Origin of the sequence: Paraburkholderia sp. Ac-20342, assembly GCF_017104985.1 — a bacterium.
Taxonomy (GTDB): Bacteria; Pseudomonadota; Gammaproteobacteria; order Burkholderiales; family Burkholderiaceae; genus Paraburkholderia.
Genome location: NZ_JAAGPQ010000090.1, coordinates 1 through 15,592, shown reverse-complemented (window position 1 = coordinate 15,592; position 15,592 = coordinate 1). Strand labels below are relative to the sequence as shown.

Here is a 15,592-nt window from a genome sequence, read left to right as displayed (position 1 = left end):
TGCGCTGGCTGTGAATCAGCGCGCTACATGGCGGAGATTTTTTATTTCTTCTTGCGGTAGTGCAGCCAAAGTCTCAGCAGGATCGAGTACACCATGATGGTAACGATCAGATCGATGAGCATCATGGCGAGGATATAGAACAGTTCGGTATCGGCAACTCCGAATGCGTCCGAGATCACGATCAGTTCTTGTTGCTGCTGCAACGTCATTGGAATCGGATAAGTGTGGACGTAGCGGATCGCTAAGAAATACAGTCCACAGAACAGCAGCACCTTGGCGACTTTACGGGCAAGTGTTGCCATTTGTAATGACCTCGATCCAACCATATGCATGTATGTCTGAGTTGCCAACCCGGATAGTTCCAGTTCGCAGCAGCGCTTGCCGAAGATTGTGGAAGTCCACGCGGCTTTGCAGTGTAATGCATCCGTACGAATGCCCACCTCCTCCGGCCGGATGTAGCCTGAAATTGCCGCGTCTCACACCGTTCACCCACGTCCAGTCATCAATCAAATTATCGTTCCTGTACAGCGCGAACCAATCAGTATGGCGAGTTGGAGCACCGAGAGCAGCGTTCCATTTGTCTTTGAAATAGGCCTCCGCTTTTGAACCGAAGCCGCCACTAGGCCGATCGATGATCCAATATTTCCCGGAGGGCAAAGGTCCATTATTTGCTATAGCAGTGCATCCCCCTCGGTTGCGGTAAATACCATCGCCCGAGAACGCTGGAAACGACCCGATACCCTTCATGTCCAGATGCAAAACCGGCTTGTTATCAACAACGAATTTTCCCTGTAACGGCATAGATTCCTCGAAAGTGACGATCGCTCTATCAGTGAAGGCGAGCCTTGTCTGAAGGAAGCGTTCGCTACGCTGCCACAGTGATGCAGGGTCGTGAAGGGACGCAAGTCAAGGAAAGATACGAATTAACAATAATTAAAGACTACGTAGCAAATATCACAACTTTCCAATACGTATCTTGAAATTGACTGGAGCGTTGTTTCACTGTTTTCCTGGATCAGGTAGAAGACAGAAGGGGGCGACTGTCCTAGCTTTCAGAGTTGTCTGATTCCAACGAGCCTATTTTTTTCGAATCATGGCTTCCGATGTGTATCTGCATGTGATGTAGGCACATGCATGATGCGTGCAAAGCGATGTTGTCCGTACGATATTTTAACTACTGACGACGGTTGATCTCAATGCAGACTGGGGATGTTATGGCGGATATGTTTGTCAAGATTGACGGTATTTCAGGTGAGTCGCAGGATGAATTTCACCGAGGCGAATTAGAAGTGACCGGCTGGCATTGGAAGATGGAGCAACAATCTGCAATGATGTCCGGTGCTGGAGGTGGAGTAGGTAAGGCGACTATTAACGATCTTGAGTTTCTACACCATATCGATCGTGCCAGCCCTAACCTGATGCGTTACTGTCTGACGGGCCGCCACATTCCACAGGTCGTTTTAACGACGCGTAAGGCGGGGGTATTCCGTTTGAATTTCTGAAAATCACGATGAGCGATGTTGTTATCATTGAGGTTGAACCGTCGGTCGCGGGCACGAATTATATGGAGCGCGTTCGCCTGTCGTTTGCGAAAGTGAAGCAGGAATACAAGGTGCAAAACGTTGTCGGTGGGAGCGGTGGGATGGTTACAGCTGAATTTGATATCCGAGAGAATATTGCGAAATAGTATGCGAAAACGCAATTACATTGCCCTGATCATTGGTCTTGCTCTATTGATTGGGGCGATATCGGAAGTCAAGTCGAATCTGGATTTTATTCGGACATCTACTACAACCTTGGGCAAGGTTATCCGGCTAAACCATGGTGAACGTCATCCCGAGATTGCTTTTGTGACGCAACGCGGCAAGCAGATAACGTTTCCGGCAAGCTTTATTTCTGCAGATGTTGGTGATTCCGTTCTGGTTCGCTACGACCCGCTTATGCCAAGAGAAACCGCACGAATTGACGACTTCTACGGAATTTGGTTTGAAGAATTTATGTTGGCTGTCCTTGCAATTGCATTTCTTTATGCAGGCTGGACAGGAGAGCCATTCAGGGGGAGGTATGGGTAATTATGTGGATCAAGTCGTTGCGTGAGAGTCAATGGCGTTATAAAACTGGGGCAGGTGGCAGCTTGAATGTCGATCTTCTTCTTGCATCAGGAGGCGTTATTGTTGTCGATCCGCCGAGTGGACCACCTCGGAAATTTGAATATTCGGGAGTGGGAATAGGTCTCTCGATTCCTATTCTTAAATGGCTGAAATTGTAGAAGCTCGAATTGCCGAAAATTTCAATCCGGGGACATGGTATAGGGGGAAGTGGTTCTGCAAAGGGTTTTGATAGTAATGGGACTGTGTACATGACAGAGACGTTTCATGGTGACGAGTTGGAAGCCCAAAATTTTGAGGGAGGTATCATTTATCTGGATTGGTCCGCTGGTTATCTTGCGGGCTGGAGCGGATCATATCTACTTGCAGGAATCAATCTGGAGATAATGAAAGCTGCAATGGTCCCGTGGGCGGGCGGTACGTTTCTGCGGCAAGCGATTATGTCCGCCCCAGTTTTTATCAAAACACAGGGCCGTATGGAAGGGCTGACAGATTCCATTGGCGCTGGCCTGATGTTCGGACAAATCCACTATCAGGGCGCGGAAGCGGACTAACCTTTGTTCAAGTGGGGCGGAGCGGTAATAGACGGCTTCAATTTTGATCGGCTATTACTCCCGTGATCAATTCTGCCGATAGCAATATCTATCCATCACGCGTTACCGATACCGCTATCCTTCTAGGCGCACACGGTTGGTGCGTCGTTGACAGCTTGGCTCACCACGTCGTGCGGAGTCTAGTCGGCGCCTGACAAATCTCAACCTCGCCAACAAACTGAACCCCGCATAATATCCATCCGACAAAACCCCGTCCTCTTTCATGCTCCCGCTCAAATACCTGACCGGCTACCCCGCGCCTCTACAGGAGAAGGTCAGAACCCTGATCGCCGCCGATCAGCTCGGCGCCTACCTCGCGCGGAAATATCCGAACACGCACGACGTGCAGACCGATCGCGCGCTCTACGCGTATTGCGCCGAACTGAAACGCGAACATCTGCGCAGCGCCGAGCAGATCGACAAGGTCACCTACGACAGCAAGCTCGACGTCGTACGGCACGCATTGGGTCTGCACACGAGCATTTCGCGCGTGCAGGGCGGCAAGCTGAAGGCGAAGAAGGAAATCCGCATCGCGTCGCTATTCAAATCGACGGCGCCGGAATTTCTGAAGATGATCGTCGTGCATGAACTCGCTCATTTGAAGGAGAGCGATCACAACAAGGCGTTTTATCGTCTGTGCGAGTTCATGCAGCCGGGCTACCAGCAGATCGAATTCGACCTGCGGCTTTATCTGACCCATCGCGATCTGACGAAGAAGACAGCCTGACGCGCGCGCTTTGTGCACATGTCGTGCACGCGTGGCACGCATAACGAGCCCGCAGGCCACACGCCCCAAACATCGAGCGGCACACCTCAAGCCGCCACCTCAACCACCGAAGCCGTCAGCAATACTGGAATCGACTTCGAAGTCGGCGTGCCCGCGCCATCCGCCACGGAAGAAAGCGGCACGAGCGGATTCGTCTCCGGATAGTACGCACCGAGGCAACCGCGCGGAATGTCGTATTCGACGAGCAGGAAGCCATCCACGCGACGCTCGATGCCGTCGGCCCATACGCTCGTGATATCGACGCGCTGGCCGGCCGCGAACCCGAGCATCGCGATATCGTCCGGATTGGCAAACAGCACGCGCCGTTGTCCGTACACGCCGCGATAGCGATCGTCGAGACCGTAAATCGTCGTGTTGTACTGATCGTGCGAGCGTGTGGTCATCAGCGTCATGAGCCGTTCGCCATGTTGCTTGCGCGCCAGATGAATCGGCGTATCGAGCGCGATCGCGTGAACGAGGAATTGTGCCTTGCCGCTCGGTGTTTTCCAGATGCGCTCGCGCGACGCCACGCCGAGATGGAAGCCGCCGGGCTTCTTCAGGCGCTCGTTGTAATCGGCGAAACCGTCGATCACCTGCGCGATGCCGTCGCGAATCAGCGCGTAGTCGGCCGCGTGCGCGAGCCAGTCCACCTTGGCGCTGCCCAGGGTCGCATGCGCCATGCGCGCGACGATCGCCACTTCGGAGAGCAGATTATCCGAGGCCGGTTGATTCATGCCATACGAGATGTGCACCATGCTCATCGAATCCTCGACGCTCACGCCCTGCGGCACGCCGTTCTGCAGATCGATCTCGGTGCGCCCGAGCGTCGGCAGAATCAGCGCATCGCGGCCATGCACGAGGTGGCTGCGGTTCAGCTTGGTCGTGACGTGCACGGTCAGATCGCAGGCGCGCATCGCCTCCCACGTGCGCGGTGTGTCGGGTGTCGCGATCGAGAAATTACCGCCCAGGCCGATGAACACTTTCACCCGGCCGTCGAGCATCGCCTGAATCGTGTTGACGACGTCGAGCCCATGCTCGCGCGGCGGTTCGAAATCGTAGACCGCGCCGAGCTTGTCGAGAAACGCGTCGGTCGGCTTTTCCTCGATGCCGACCGTGCGGTCGCCCTGCACGTTCGAGTGGCCGCGCACCGGGCACAGCCCCGCGCCGCGCCGGCCGATATGGCCGCGCATCATCATCAGGTTCGACAGCATCTGCACCGTCGCGACCGAGTTCTTGTGCTGCGTGAGGCCCATGCCCCAGGTCGAGATCACCGCGCGGCCACGCGCGTAGATGTCGGCGAGCTTCAGGACGTCTTCGAACGGCACGCCCGCTTCGGCGACGATCGTGTCCCAGCGCTCGGCGCGCAGATCGTCGGCGAACGCTTCGAAGCCGACCGTGTGTTCGGCGATAAAGCCGACGTCGAGCACGCGTTCGAGGCCCGAGGCCAGCGCTTCGTCGTCGAGTTCGATGATGCGTTTGGCGACGCCCTTGATCAGCGCGAAGTCGCCGCCGACCTTCGGGCGGATGAACACCGAACTGATCTTCGTGCTGCCGAGCGTGAGCATTTCGACCGGATGCTGCGGGCTCGCGAAGCGTTCGAGTCCGCGCTCCTTGAGCGGATTGATCGACACGATCGTCGCGCCGCGCCTTGCGCATTCGCGCAGTTCGCCGAGCATGCGCGGATGGTTGGTGGCCGGATTCTGGCCGAAGATCAGCAGCGTATCGGCGTGCTCGAAGTCGTCGAGCGTGACCGTGCCTTTGCCGATGCCGACCGTATGCGGCAGGCCGCGGCTCGTCGCTTCGTGGCACATGTTCGAGCAGTCGGGGAAATTGTTGGTGCCGTACATGCGCACGAACAGCTGATACAGGAACGCGGCTTCGTTGCTCGCGCGGCCCGAGGTATAGAACGCAGCGCGATCGGGATCGCCGAGCTGCTGCAGATGCCGCGCGATCAGCTCGAACGCTGCGTCCCAGCCGATCGGCACGTAGCGATCGGAGCGCGCGTCGTAGACGAGCGGATCGGTCAGACGGCCGTGCTGTTCGAGTTCGAAGTCCGATTGCGCCATCAGTTCGGCGACGCTGTGCTGCGCGAAGAACGCGGGCGTCACGCGCTTGCCGGTCGCTTCGGCGGCCACGGCCTTTACGCCGTTCTCGCAGAACTCGAAGGTCGAGGCATGCTCGCGATCGGGCCAGGCGCAGCCCGGGCAGTCGAAGCCGTCGGGCTGGTTCTGCTTGAGCAGCGTGCGGTAGTTGCCGCCCGCCACTTTTTCCTTGAGCAGATTGAGCGCGACGTATTTGAGCGCGCCCCAGCCGGCGGCGGGGTGCTTGTAGGGCTCGATGCGTGGTTCGATGCTGGCTTCGTTCTTCTTCATGACGGGGCGATGGAGCAGGCTTGGGGGCTTTTCGGGCCGATAGTCGCAAGCGTACTGTGTTCCCCTGAAGGCGTCGGATACAGAAAATCGGAAAGAATAGGAGTACAGTTGCGCAAGCCTGATCGCGGTGCGCGTGCCGGTGCTTTCCCGGCCCTTCGAGCCTCGCAAGCCCGCGACCCCTTCGACTCCACCGTAACCCCCTTGAAGCTCTACGAAAAACTCGCCGACGAAATCACCGAAGCCGTGCGCCGTGGCGTGTTCGCGGCCGGCGAGCGGATTGCCTCGGTGCGCCAGGCGAGCCAGCAGCACGGCGTCAGCATCAAGACCGTGCTGCACGCGTATGCGTTGCTGGAGAGCCGCGGCATCGTCGAGACGCGGCCGCAGTCCGGCTATTTCGTGCGCGACGCGGCGGCGAAGGCGCTTGCGGTGGCGCCGGCCGCGTCGTCCACCGCGGCGCGCGCGGGCCGCAAGTCCGCGGCGTCCGCGCCGGTGCCCGCCACGGTGGACGTGAGCCGCCTCGTGCTGTCGACGCTGCGCAGCATCCGCGCGCACGACGCCGTGCCGTTCGGCTCGCCGTATCCGGACCCGTCGCTGTTTCCGTGGCGGCGCATCAACCAGTACGCGAACGCGATCGCGCGCCGTCACGCGAGCTGGAACCTGATCGACGATCTGCCGCCGGGAAATCCCGAGCTGATCCGGCAAATCGCGCGGCGCTACGCGGAAAACGGCCTGCCGGTCGATCCGGGCGAGATCGTCATCACGCTCGGCGCGACCGAGGCGATCAACCTGAGCCTGCAGGCGGTCGCGAAGCCGGGCGACACGGTCGCGGTCGAATCGCCGACCTACTACGCGATGCTGCATGCGATCGAGCGCCTCGGCATGCGCGCGCTCGAAATCGCCACGCATCCGCTCGACGGCATCGACCTCGACGCGCTTGCCAAGGCGATCGAGCGGCAGAAGATCGCCGCCTGCATGGTGATGCCGAACTTCCAGAATCCGCTCGGCTTTTGCATGTCCGACGAGCGCAAGCGGCAACTGGTCGAACTGCTGGCTGCGCACGAGATTCCCGCGATCGAGAACGACGTCTACCAGGAACTGTATTTCGGAGACACGCGGCCTTCCACGCTGAAGACTTTCGACACGAAAGGGCTCGTGCTGCACTGCGCGTCGTTTTCGAAGAGCCTGACCGCGTCGTACCGGATCGGCTGGGCGCTGCCGGGGCGTTATCGCGCGCAGGTCGAGAAGCTCAAGTTCCTGAACACGCTGACGACGCCGTCGGTGCCGCAGGTCGCGGTCGCCGATTATCTGCGTCACGACGGCTACGACCGGCATCTGCGGCACGTGCGCAAGGTGTACCGGCAGCAGGCGCGCATCATGACGGCGCTCGTGCTGCGCTTCTTTCCGGCTGGCACGCGCGTGTCGGCGCCGCAGGGCGGCTACGTGCTGTGGGTCGAACTGCCGGGCTGGATCGATTCGATGCGGCTCTATCAGGCCGCGCTCGCGCGCGGCATCACGGTGGGGCCGGGGATGATGTTTTCGACGCGCAACGATTTTCGCCACTTCATCCGGCTCAACTACAGCTACCCGTGGACCGCGCAGGCCGAGGCGGCGTTGAAGACGCTGGGGGAACTGGTGGCGGGGATGAGCTGAGCGCGCGCGGCAGGATCGCGAGCGTGGCGAACGACCGGCCCGCGAATCGGGCGACCTAGGAACGACTTACGAACGACCCACGAAGGAGACACGCATGGATGATGACGATATCGACCCGCAGCTCGCCGCGATACTCGCGCAGCTATGGCGCGCGCACCGGGAAACGCCGGGGCGCGCGTGGTCGCTCGCGAAGCTGTCGAAGCAGGCCGACGTGCCGATGAGCAGTTTGCGGCGCCACCTGACCGCGCTGTCGGGTGGCGGTCTCGTCGATACCGCGTTCAACGAGGACGGCACGGGCACAGCGTGTCTGAGCGAGTCGGGCGAGGGCTTGTGCGCGCAGTTGTTCGGCGACGCAGAGGGTGAGGGCGGCGATGCCGACAGCAGGGATGCGGACGACGGCGGTGCCGCCGCCGAGGACGACGCGCCGCGGCCGCCGAGCCTGCATTGATATGTTTCACGGTTTGGTGCGACCCAGTGTGACCTGGTACGACGCAGTGCGATCCAGTACGACCTGGTATGACCTGATGCGACCCGGCGCGTCCCCGCGCGCCGGATCAAAGCCCACTCAAAGCTGACTCATCCCGCCATCGACAATGATCTCGCTGCCGACGATGAACGCCGACTCCGGCGCGGCCAGATGCAGCACGGTCGCGGCGATTTCCTCGGGCGTGCCGAAGCGGCCGAGCGGCACCTGGCCGACGATCTGCGCGGCGGTGGCCTCGAGCGCGGCCGCGTCGAGGCCGAGCTTGCCGTAGAGCGGCGTGCGCACCGGCCCAGGGCTCACCACGTTCACACGTACGCCGCGCGGCAGCAACTCCGCCGATAGCGTCTTCGCGAGCGAAATCAGCGCGGCCTTGCTCGCCGCATACACGGACGAGCCCGGCATGCCGATATGCGCGTTGATCGAACCGTTGATGACGATCGACGCACCCCGGTTCAGCAGCGGCAGCAGCGCCTGGATCTGGAAGTACGCGCCCTTGACGTTGGTGTCGAAGCTCGCGTCCCACAGCGCTTCGTCGACGTCCGCGAACGGCGCGAATTTCGCGCTGCCCGCGTTGATGAAGACGGCGTCGAGCCGCACGCCTTGCGCGTCGACTGCGGCGGCCAGTTCGCGCGCCGCCGCGAGCGAGCCCGCGTCGTTGCGGATCGCGATCGCCCGTTCGCCGAGCGCGTTTTTGGCGGTGTCGAGCGCGGCGGCGTCGCGGCCGGTGATGACGACGCGAGCGCCTTCGCGGGCGAACGCTTGCGCGGCCGCGAAGCCGATGCCGCTGCTGCCGCCGGTGACGAGAATCGAGGTGTTCTGGAAGCGGGTCATTTCATTTCTCCGAAACAGTGTGAGGGGTTGGTAGGAGTGATAATGCGCGTCGCGGACGCGCTTGCCGTACCACTTCCTCGATGCACTCGTTCGAAGATATCGAACATGTTGTGGGGCGCGGGCCGGGTGCGGTTGGGAGGGCGATTCGGAAGGCGATTCGGATGCGATTCGGGGTACAGGCCGGGAGCGGTTCCGGAACGATCCGGGAGCAGGTCGGGCGAAATCGAGGGGCCGCTGCAGGGCCACTTCAGGGTTGATTCAGGCCCATTTCAGGTCCGCTTCCATGCCGTGATAGCCATTTGCCGCCGCCGTCGTCGGAAAACGCCTGGCGACGGGTGACTTGCCTGGGTGCTTTCCAGTACAGTTGGCCCACGGTGCCGTCGAGCGTCGATTGCGCGGCGGCCTCGCGGATCGATGCGCCGCGTGCCGCCTCGCGAGGCGTGCGGGCGAAGCGTTGCCGTCGGGACCGGGCGCCGCGCCATTGTCATACGACGGGTGCAACGTCTATATATAAGTAGGGGCATATAGGGCGGCTGGCGGGAAGCGGCCGTCCAGACTGGGGGAAGGAACAGGAATGACACAACGATTCGTTCTGGGCCTGTCGGTGGCGGCGGGCCTGCTGGCGTTGCCGGTCGTGGCGAGCGCGCAGTCGCAGGCCTACACGACGAGCCGGGTCAACGTGCACGCCGGCCCTGCGGCCGATTATCCGATCGTCACGCAATTGCCGGCCGGCGTTCCGCTTACGGTCATGGGCTGTCTCGGCAACTTCCACTGGTGCGATGTCGCCGCGCCGAATCTGCGCGGCTGGGTCTTTGCAGCGCGGCTCAGTGTGCCGTATCAGGGCGGCAATGTGCCGTTGGTGAACTACGGCACCGTGATCGGCCTGCCGATTGTGGGCTTTGCGATCGCCGATTACTGGGGCAACTATTACCGCGGCCGGCCCTGGTACAGCCAGCAGTCGCGCTGGGCTCACCATCCGCCGCCGACAGTGCGGCGGCCGCCGTGGCATGCTGGACCGGGCGGCCCGCCACCGGGCAATGCAGGCGGACGACCACCCGGCGGCTCACCACCGGGTAATGCAGGCGGACGACCACCAGGCGGCCCGCCACCAGGCAACGTGGGCGGACGACCACCCGGCGGTCCGCCACCGGGTAACGCAGGCAGCCGTCCACCCGGCGGCCCACAGGGCGGCGGCGGTGGCCGACCTTCGGGTGGCGGCGGTCCACAAGGCCCCCAAGGCGGGGGCGGCAACCGCCCACCCGGCGGGCAGCAAGGCGGTGGCGGCGGAGGCGGCAACAACTGAACCGGCCCGCGCACCGCGGCGAAGGCACCGGGCACGCCGGATAGGCGAGGCTTCCGGCATTCCCCGCCCGGCCTCGCGCATAGGCGACGCATTGCAGATATTTCGCACCGGTCTCTCGTAAACCCTGGTGCGCGGCGGACACTTATTTGCCGATGTTGGGTTGGGGGGCGCAACCATGATTTGCGAAGCGACATCACGTGGCACGACGGCAGCCTCTCCAGAGGGCTCCCGCTACCGGGCCGAGCGAGCCGAGGAACTGCTCGCCTCGGAGCGCAGCGTATTGCGGCTCATCACGTGCAACACGCCGTTGCCGGAACTGCTCGACGAGGTATGCCGCCGCGCCGAGGCGCTGCTCGGCGAAGGCGCGTCCTGCTCGATCCTGCTGCTCGACGCCGACGGCGTGCACATGCGCGTCGGCGGCGCACCGTCGCTGCCGCCCGCGTACAGCGCGGCGGTCAACGGCATCGCGATCGGCCCGCGGGTCGGTTCGTGCGGCACCGCGATGTACGGCCGGCGTCTCGTCGTCGTCGACGACATCGAAACCGATCCGCTCTGGGAAGGCTTCCGCCATCTCGCCCGGCCGTACGGTCTGCGCGCGTGCTGGTCCGTGCCGTTCGAAAACGACGCCGGTGTCGTGCTCGGCGCGTTCGCGGTCTATTACCGCACGAGGCGGCGTCCCACTCCCGAAGAAGAGGCGATGCTGCACGATATCGGCGGCAGCGTCGGCCTCGCGGTCCATCAGGACGCGATGGCGCAGCGTCTCGCGCGCAGCGAGGAGCGGCACCGGCTCGTCGTCGATCATCTGAGCGAGGGCATCGTCGTGCAGTCGCGCGCGGGCATCGTGCTCGCCTGCAATCCGAGCGCGCAGCGCATGCTGCGCGCGACGCCGCAGATCGTCGGTTGCCGCATCGATACCGTGATGACGCGCTCGTTCAACGAGGACGGCTCGCTCATCCACGAAACGCAGCGGCCGGTTACGCAGGTCTTCGCGACCGGCAAGCCGCTGCTCGGCGTGACGATCGGCGTCGAGCTGATCGGCGGCGAGGTCGTGTGGATCACCGAGAACGTCGTGCCGATCATGCGGCCCGGCGAGAGCGAGCCGGATTCGGTGCTGATCTCGTTTACCGACATCGGCCCGGTGCGCGAGGCGCAGCGCCAGCTCAAGTTTCTCGCCACGCGCGACTCGCTCACGGGCCTCTACAACCGCGCCTATCTGACCGAGCGGATGCGCGACCTGTTCGAACCGCAGGGCCACGGCAACGGCGGCGACGGCACGTTCGAGCCCGCGGGCGTCGCGGTGCTGTTCGTCGATCTCGACAGCTTCAAGAAGGTCAACGACACCGCCGGCCACGAAGCTGGCGACGCGCTGCTGTGCAGCGTTGCCGAGCGGCTGTCGGCCTGCGTTGGACGCGGCGACACGCTCGCGCGCGTCGGCGGCGACGAATTCGTGATCGTCGTCAGCGCGTATGGCGACACGAGCGAGCTGATCGCCCTCGCGCACCGGATTCTCGACATGATCGCGGTGCCGTTCGCGGTGGCCGGCAACGAGTACTACCTCGGTGCGTCGATCGGCATCAGTCTCTTTCCCGAGGACGGCCAGGACGTCGCGACGCTGATGCGCAACGCCGACTCGGCGATGTATCACGCGAAGCAGCGCGGCCGCAACAACTTCCAGTTCTTCACCGCCGAGCTGAACCGGCATCTGCAGCGGCGCTTCACGATCGAGCAGTCGCTGCGCCGCGCGCTCGCCGCCGACGAGCTGAGCCTCGTGTACCAGCCGATCGTCGATAGCCAGGACGGCCGCACGATCGGCGCCGAGGCGCTTTTGCGCTGGTACAACGGCGAGCTCGGCAACGTGTCGCCGGGCGAATTCATTCCGGTCGCGGAGGACGCGGGGCTGATCGGCGAGATCGGCGACTGGGTGCTCCAGCGGGCCTGCGAGCAGGTCGCGCAATGGCGGCGCACGCTCGCGCCGCATCTGATCGTCGCGGTGAACCTGTCGCCGCGGCAATTCAACGACGGCCTGCTCGAGCGCATCGAGCGCTGTCTCGCGCAGTCGGGGCTCGAGCCCACCGCGCTCGAACTCGAGATCACCGAGCGGCTGCTGATGAGCGACAGCGACACCGTGCTGCCGATGCTGAGCGCACTGAGCACGATGGGCGTGCGCATTTCGGTCGACGATTTCGGTACCGGCTATTCGTCGCTGTCCTATCTGAAGCGCTTTCCGCTGCATAACCTGAAGATCGACCGCTCGTTCGTCGCGGGGCTGCCCGACCATCGCGACTCGATCGCGATCACGCAGGCCGTCGTGGCGATGGCGCACTCGCTCGGCATGAACGTGACGGCGGAAGGCGTCGAGACCGCCGAGCAGGCGGCGTTTCTGCGCGCGATCGATTGCGACAAGCAGCAGGGCTATCTGTATAGCCGGCCGGTCGGCGCGAGCGCCTACGCGCGCGGCCTGGGCGATGCGCAGACGAGCGGCATGGCGAAGGCGTACTGAGGTGTCCTGACGCGGCCTTCAACGTCCTGACGTGCCGCGGGCGCTTCTGCCGCCGGGCCCGGCACATGGGCCGCGGATGCTTCGGCTTTGCCGTGCGCGATTGTTCTGATTGACGAACAAGTGACTTCGTGTTGCCGGTATTTATCGACGGCGGCGCGCTCCCTAGAATGCTTCCATCGAAACGTAATCAGGCGTGGTGCCGAAGCGGCGCCGCGCGATGGGGGTCGTCATGTCGGAGTTGATCAGAAACCAGCTTTACCGGCCATCGGTCGTGCTGCCGATGGTCGCGCTCATGCAGGTGATGGTGTCGCAGGACTTCAATCTCGGCCAGGTGGGCTGGGTGTTCGCGGCACGCGGAGCACAGGCCGCGCTGCAACGTTCGCGCGCGCTGCTTTGCGCGGTACATTGCCACGCATGACGGGCGCGGCTCGAATAGGCTTCGAGCCTGCGCGGTAGTTCATGCAGCAGTCCATGCAGTGTTCATGTAGTCATCCCGATTAATCCTCGCGGTGGGCGGATGGTGGTCCGCAAGGCAGCGCTCGCCGGGCGGCATGGTTCAAGGCGTAAGATGCTACGGACCTGCACCCAGCCCCGGGAGACGTGCCATGCCACAGCATTTCGACGCAGTCGTGATCGGTACGGGACAGGGCGGTGCGCCGTTGGCCGTGCGCCTTGCCCGAAGCGGCCGCCGAACCGCCGTCATCGAACGCGCGGAATTTGGCGGAACCTGCGTGAACGTCGGCTGCACGCCGACTAAATCGTATGTGGCGAGCGCCCGCGCGGCGCACGTGGCGCGCCACGCGGGCGAACTTGGCGTGCAGGTGGGTTCGATCAGCGTCGATCTCGCGGCGGTCAAGGCGCGCAAGGACCGGATCATCGGCGAGTCGCGCGGCGGCGTCGAAAAATGGCTGCGCGGCACCGAAAACATGACCGTATTCAACGGTCATGCGCGCTTCACCGGCGCGCATACGCTCGCCGTCACCGGCCTCGACGGCCAACTGCTCGCGGAACTGGGCGCCAACGAAATCTTCATCAACACCGGCACGCGCGCGGTCGTGCCGCCGCTCGACGGCATCCAGCGGATCCCGTACTACACGAACTCCACGCTGCTCGAACTGAGCGAATTGCCGGACCATCTCGTGATCGTCGGCGGCAGCTATATCGCGCTCGAATTCGCCCAGGTGTTTCGCCGCTTCGGCAGCCGCGTGAGCGTGCTCGTGCGCGGCGAGCGCGTGCTCAATCGCGAGGACGCGGATTGCTCGGAGTCGGTGCGCAAGGTGCTCGAGCGCGACGGCGTCGAGTTTCATTTCGGCGTGCAGCCGACGCGGGTCGAGCCGCATCCGCATCGCGCGAACGAGGTTTGCATCGGCTTCGAGCAGAACGTGCCGGCGCTCGAAGCCTCGCACCTGCTGTTCGCGACCGGCCGCAAGCCGAATACCGACGACCTCGGCCTCGACGCCGCCGGCATCGAGACGGACCGGCACGGCATGATCGCCGTCGACGGCCAACTGCGCACGAACGTGCCGGGCGTCTGGGCGATCGGCGACGTCAATGGGCGCGGCGCCTTCACGCATACCTCCTACGACGACTATCAGATCGTCGCGGCCAATCTGCTCGACGGCGGCTCGCGCAGCGCCGACACGCGGATCATGGCGTACGCGGTGTTCGTCGATCCGCCGCTCGCGCGCGTCGGCCTGTCGGAAGAGGACGTGCGTCGCAGCGGCCGGCAGGCGCTGATCGCGACGCTGCCGATGTCGCGCGTGGGCCGCGCGCGCGAGCGCGGTGAAACCGACGGCTTCATGAAAGTGCTCGCCGACGCGCACAGCCGGCAGATTCTCGGCGCGGCGATTCACGGCATCGAAGGCGACGAGGCGATCCACACGTTCATCGACATCATGACGGCGGGCGCACCGTATCCCACGCTGCAATTCGCGATGCACGTGCATCCGACGATCAGCGAACTCGTGCCGACCCTGCTCGACGGTCTCAAGCCGATGCCGTGAGCGCGCCCGCGAGCGCCGCGGACGGAATTGCCCACGACCGGCGCGGCAGCCCATCTCGCGCGCATCGACAAAGCCTTGCCGCGTCGCCGATAATCGGCAACGGCGCGGCGCGGCTCGTCCGTCAGGCGCGGGCGGGCTGTGCGCTCAACCGCATTCATCTCCGGGGACTCGCAGCATGGGCAAGGGACGCGTCGAAGCCTTCAGCGATGGCGTAATCGCCATCATCATCACGATCATGGTGCTCGAACTGAAGGTGCCCGAAGGCCACGATCTCGCGGCGCTGCGCCCGGTCATTCCCGTGTTCTGCGCCTACGTGCTGAGCTTCATCTACGTCGGCATCTACTGGAGCAATCACCATCACATGCTGCATGCGGTGCAGAAGGTCAACGGCAAGGTGCTGTGGGCCAACCTGCATCTGCTGTTCTGGCTGTCGCTGTTGCCGGCCGTCACGCACTGGCTCGGCGAAAGCCATCTGGCCGCGTGGCCGAGCGCGCTGTACGGCGTCGTGCTGTTCATGTCCGCGATCGCCTATTTCTTCCTGACCCGCACGCTGATCCACGAGCACGGCCGCGACTCGACGCTCGCGAGAGCGCTCGGCGGGGACTTCAAGGGCAAGGTCTCGGTGGTTCTCTATCTGCTCGGCATCGGGCTCGCGTTCGTCGAGCCGTGGGCGTCGGCCACGCTTTATGCGCTCGTCGCCGCGTGGTGGCTCGTGCCGGACCGGCGTATCGAGCATCTGCTGGAGGGCTGAGCATGCTGCTCGCGCTGAAGCTCGTGCTGGTGCCGGCGTTTCTTGCCGCGCTGACGGCCGCCGCGCGGGCGTGGGGGCCGTCGGTCGCGGGATGGCTCGCCGGGCTGCCGGTCGTCGCCGGACCGATCGTGCTGCTGCTCGCGCTCGAACGCGGGCCGGGGTTCGCGGCGCAGGCATCGGTGGCGTCGATTGCGGCGATCGTCGCGGCGGAAGCGTTCAATCTCGCGTATA

General features: G+C 63.4%; 14 protein-coding genes and 2 pseudogenes. 12 read left to right on the top strand and 4 right to left on the bottom strand.

From position 1 onward, the window contains the following. Nucleotides 1-41: 41 nt before the first annotated feature. Nucleotides 42-302: a hypothetical protein gene (locus G3N58_RS27385; RefSeq protein ID WP_167283219.1), complete on the bottom strand. Its 261-nt coding sequence runs from the start codon at nucleotides 300-302 to the stop codon at nucleotides 42-44. Continuing rightward, a complete protein-coding gene (locus G3N58_RS27380; protein WP_345889855.1) occupies nucleotides 283-747 on the bottom strand; it encodes a DUF2778 domain-containing protein in 465 nt (154 codons plus the stop codon). Before G3N58_RS27380 ends, G3N58_RS27385 begins: the two co-directional genes overlap by 20 nt. 449 nt (nucleotides 748-1,196) lie before the next feature. Here G3N58_RS27380 and G3N58_RS27375 point away from each other — a divergent pair. From G3N58_RS27375 to G3N58_RS27360, 4 genes and pseudogenes are all read left to right on the top strand, one after another. Beyond that, a pseudogene (locus G3N58_RS27375) lies at nucleotides 1,197-1,687 on the top strand (type VI secretion system tube protein Hcp). A 1-nt stretch (nucleotide 1,688) separates the two neighbouring features. After that, nucleotides 1,689-2,072, top strand: coding sequence for a DUF3592 domain-containing protein (locus G3N58_RS27370; protein ID WP_167043330.1), 384 nt, complete (start codon nucleotides 1,689-1,691; stop codon nucleotides 2,070-2,072). Nucleotides 2,073-2,359: 287 nt separating this feature from the next. Beyond that, nucleotides 2,360-2,662 carry a hypothetical protein gene (locus G3N58_RS27365; RefSeq protein WP_206000781.1) on the top strand — a complete coding sequence of 101 codons (303 nt, stop codon included), beginning with the start codon at nucleotides 2,360-2,362 and terminating at the stop codon, nucleotides 2,660-2,662. Between the two features lie 262 nt (nucleotides 2,663-2,924). Further along, the gene (locus G3N58_RS27360; protein WP_206000779.1) at nucleotides 2,925-3,428 is read left to right on the top strand and encodes a M48 family metallopeptidase; all 504 of its coding nucleotides are present in this window, start codon (nucleotides 2,925-2,927) and stop codon (nucleotides 3,426-3,428) included. Between the two features lie 86 nt (nucleotides 3,429-3,514). Here G3N58_RS27360 and G3N58_RS27355 read toward each other — a convergent pair whose 3' ends face one another. Then, on the bottom strand, nucleotides 3,515-5,839 hold the full coding sequence (locus G3N58_RS27355; RefSeq protein WP_206000777.1) for an FdhF/YdeP family oxidoreductase: 2,325 nt from the start codon (nucleotides 5,837-5,839) through the stop codon (nucleotides 3,515-3,517). A gap of 201 nt (nucleotides 5,840-6,040) precedes the next feature. Here G3N58_RS27355 and G3N58_RS27350 point away from each other — a divergent pair, with 201 nt between their 5' ends. Continuing rightward, nucleotides 6,041-7,489, top strand: a complete 1,449-nt coding sequence (locus tag G3N58_RS27350) for a PLP-dependent aminotransferase family protein (protein WP_206000769.1) — start codon at nucleotides 6,041-6,043, stop codon at nucleotides 7,487-7,489. 94 nt (nucleotides 7,490-7,583) lie between these two features. Next, nucleotides 7,584-7,937, top strand: a complete 354-nt coding sequence (locus G3N58_RS27345) for a helix-turn-helix domain-containing protein (protein WP_167043321.1) — start codon at nucleotides 7,584-7,586, stop codon at nucleotides 7,935-7,937. A gap of 117 nt (nucleotides 7,938-8,054) precedes the next feature. Here G3N58_RS27345 and G3N58_RS27340 read toward each other — a convergent pair whose 3' ends face one another. Beyond that, entirely contained in the window at nucleotides 8,055-8,804 is a 750-nt protein-coding gene (locus G3N58_RS27340; RefSeq protein ID WP_205991033.1) for an SDR family oxidoreductase, read from the bottom strand. Between the two features lie 574 nt (nucleotides 8,805-9,378). Between G3N58_RS27340 and G3N58_RS27335 the strand changes: the two genes are divergently transcribed. From G3N58_RS27335 to G3N58_RS27310, 6 genes and pseudogenes are all read left to right on the top strand, one after another. Next, nucleotides 9,379-10,107, top strand: coding sequence for an SH3 domain-containing protein (locus tag G3N58_RS27335; protein WP_205991034.1), 729 nt, complete (start codon nucleotides 9,379-9,381; stop codon nucleotides 10,105-10,107). A 175-nt stretch (nucleotides 10,108-10,282) separates the two neighbouring features. Next, a complete protein-coding gene (locus tag G3N58_RS27330) occupies nucleotides 10,283-12,607 on the top strand; it encodes an EAL domain-containing protein (RefSeq protein ID WP_167283210.1) in 2,325 nt (774 codons plus the stop codon). 229 nt (nucleotides 12,608-12,836) lie between these two features. Beyond that, on the top strand, nucleotides 12,837-13,025 hold the full coding sequence (locus G3N58_RS27325; protein WP_167043313.1) for a hypothetical protein: 189 nt from the start codon (nucleotides 12,837-12,839) through the stop codon (nucleotides 13,023-13,025). A gap of 187 nt (nucleotides 13,026-13,212) precedes the next feature. After that, nucleotides 13,213-14,610, top strand: coding sequence for an FAD-containing oxidoreductase (locus tag G3N58_RS27320; protein WP_206000762.1), 1,398 nt, complete (start codon nucleotides 13,213-13,215; stop codon nucleotides 14,608-14,610). 175 nt (nucleotides 14,611-14,785) lie between these two features. Beyond that, on the top strand, nucleotides 14,786-15,361 hold the full coding sequence (locus tag G3N58_RS27315) for a TMEM175 family protein (RefSeq protein WP_167043309.1): 576 nt from the start codon (nucleotides 14,786-14,788) through the stop codon (nucleotides 15,359-15,361). Nucleotides 15,362-15,363: 2 nt separating this feature from the next. Then, nucleotides 15,364-15,592: pseudogene (locus tag G3N58_RS27310) on the top strand (hypothetical protein); the annotation flags it as partial.

What these genes read in the sequence shown, in the direction of transcription:
- G3N58_RS27320 (WP_206000762.1), top strand. Translation starts at nt 13,213, where the DNA reads ATGCCACAGCATTTCGACGCAGTCGTGATCGGTACGGGACAGGGCGGT.
- G3N58_RS27315 (WP_167043309.1), top strand. Translation starts at nt 14,786, where the DNA reads ATGGGCAAGGGACGCGTCGAAGCCTTCAGCGATGGCGTAATCGCCATC.
- G3N58_RS27360 (WP_206000779.1), top strand. Translation starts at nt 2,925, where the DNA reads ATGCTCCCGCTCAAATACCTGACCGGCTACCCCGCGCCTCTACAGGAG.
- G3N58_RS27365 (WP_206000781.1), top strand. Translation starts at nt 2,360, where the DNA reads ATGACAGAGACGTTTCATGGTGACGAGTTGGAAGCCCAAAATTTTGAG.
- G3N58_RS27370 (WP_167043330.1), top strand. Translation starts at nt 1,689, where the DNA reads ATGCGAAAACGCAATTACATTGCCCTGATCATTGGTCTTGCTCTATTG.
- G3N58_RS27355 (WP_206000777.1), bottom strand. Translation starts at nt 5,839, where the DNA reads ATGAAGAAGAACGAAGCCAGCATCGAACCACGCATCGAGCCCTACAAG.
- G3N58_RS27325 (WP_167043313.1), top strand. Translation starts at nt 12,837, where the DNA reads ATGTCGGAGTTGATCAGAAACCAGCTTTACCGGCCATCGGTCGTGCTG.
- G3N58_RS27330 (WP_167283210.1), top strand. Translation starts at nt 10,283, where the DNA reads ATGATTTGCGAAGCGACATCACGTGGCACGACGGCAGCCTCTCCAGAG.
- G3N58_RS27380 (WP_345889855.1), bottom strand. Translation starts at nt 747, where the DNA reads ATGAAGGGTATCGGGTCGTTTCCAGCGTTCTCGGGCGATGGTATTTAC.
- G3N58_RS27340 (WP_205991033.1), bottom strand. Translation starts at nt 8,804, where the DNA reads ATGACCCGCTTCCAGAACACCTCGATTCTCGTCACCGGCGGCAGCAGC.
- G3N58_RS27345 (WP_167043321.1), top strand. Translation starts at nt 7,584, where the DNA reads ATGGATGATGACGATATCGACCCGCAGCTCGCCGCGATACTCGCGCAG.
- G3N58_RS27385 (WP_167283219.1), bottom strand. Translation starts at nt 302, where the DNA reads ATGGCAACACTTGCCCGTAAAGTCGCCAAGGTGCTGCTGTTCTGTGGA.
- G3N58_RS27335 (WP_205991034.1), top strand. Translation starts at nt 9,379, where the DNA reads ATGACACAACGATTCGTTCTGGGCCTGTCGGTGGCGGCGGGCCTGCTG.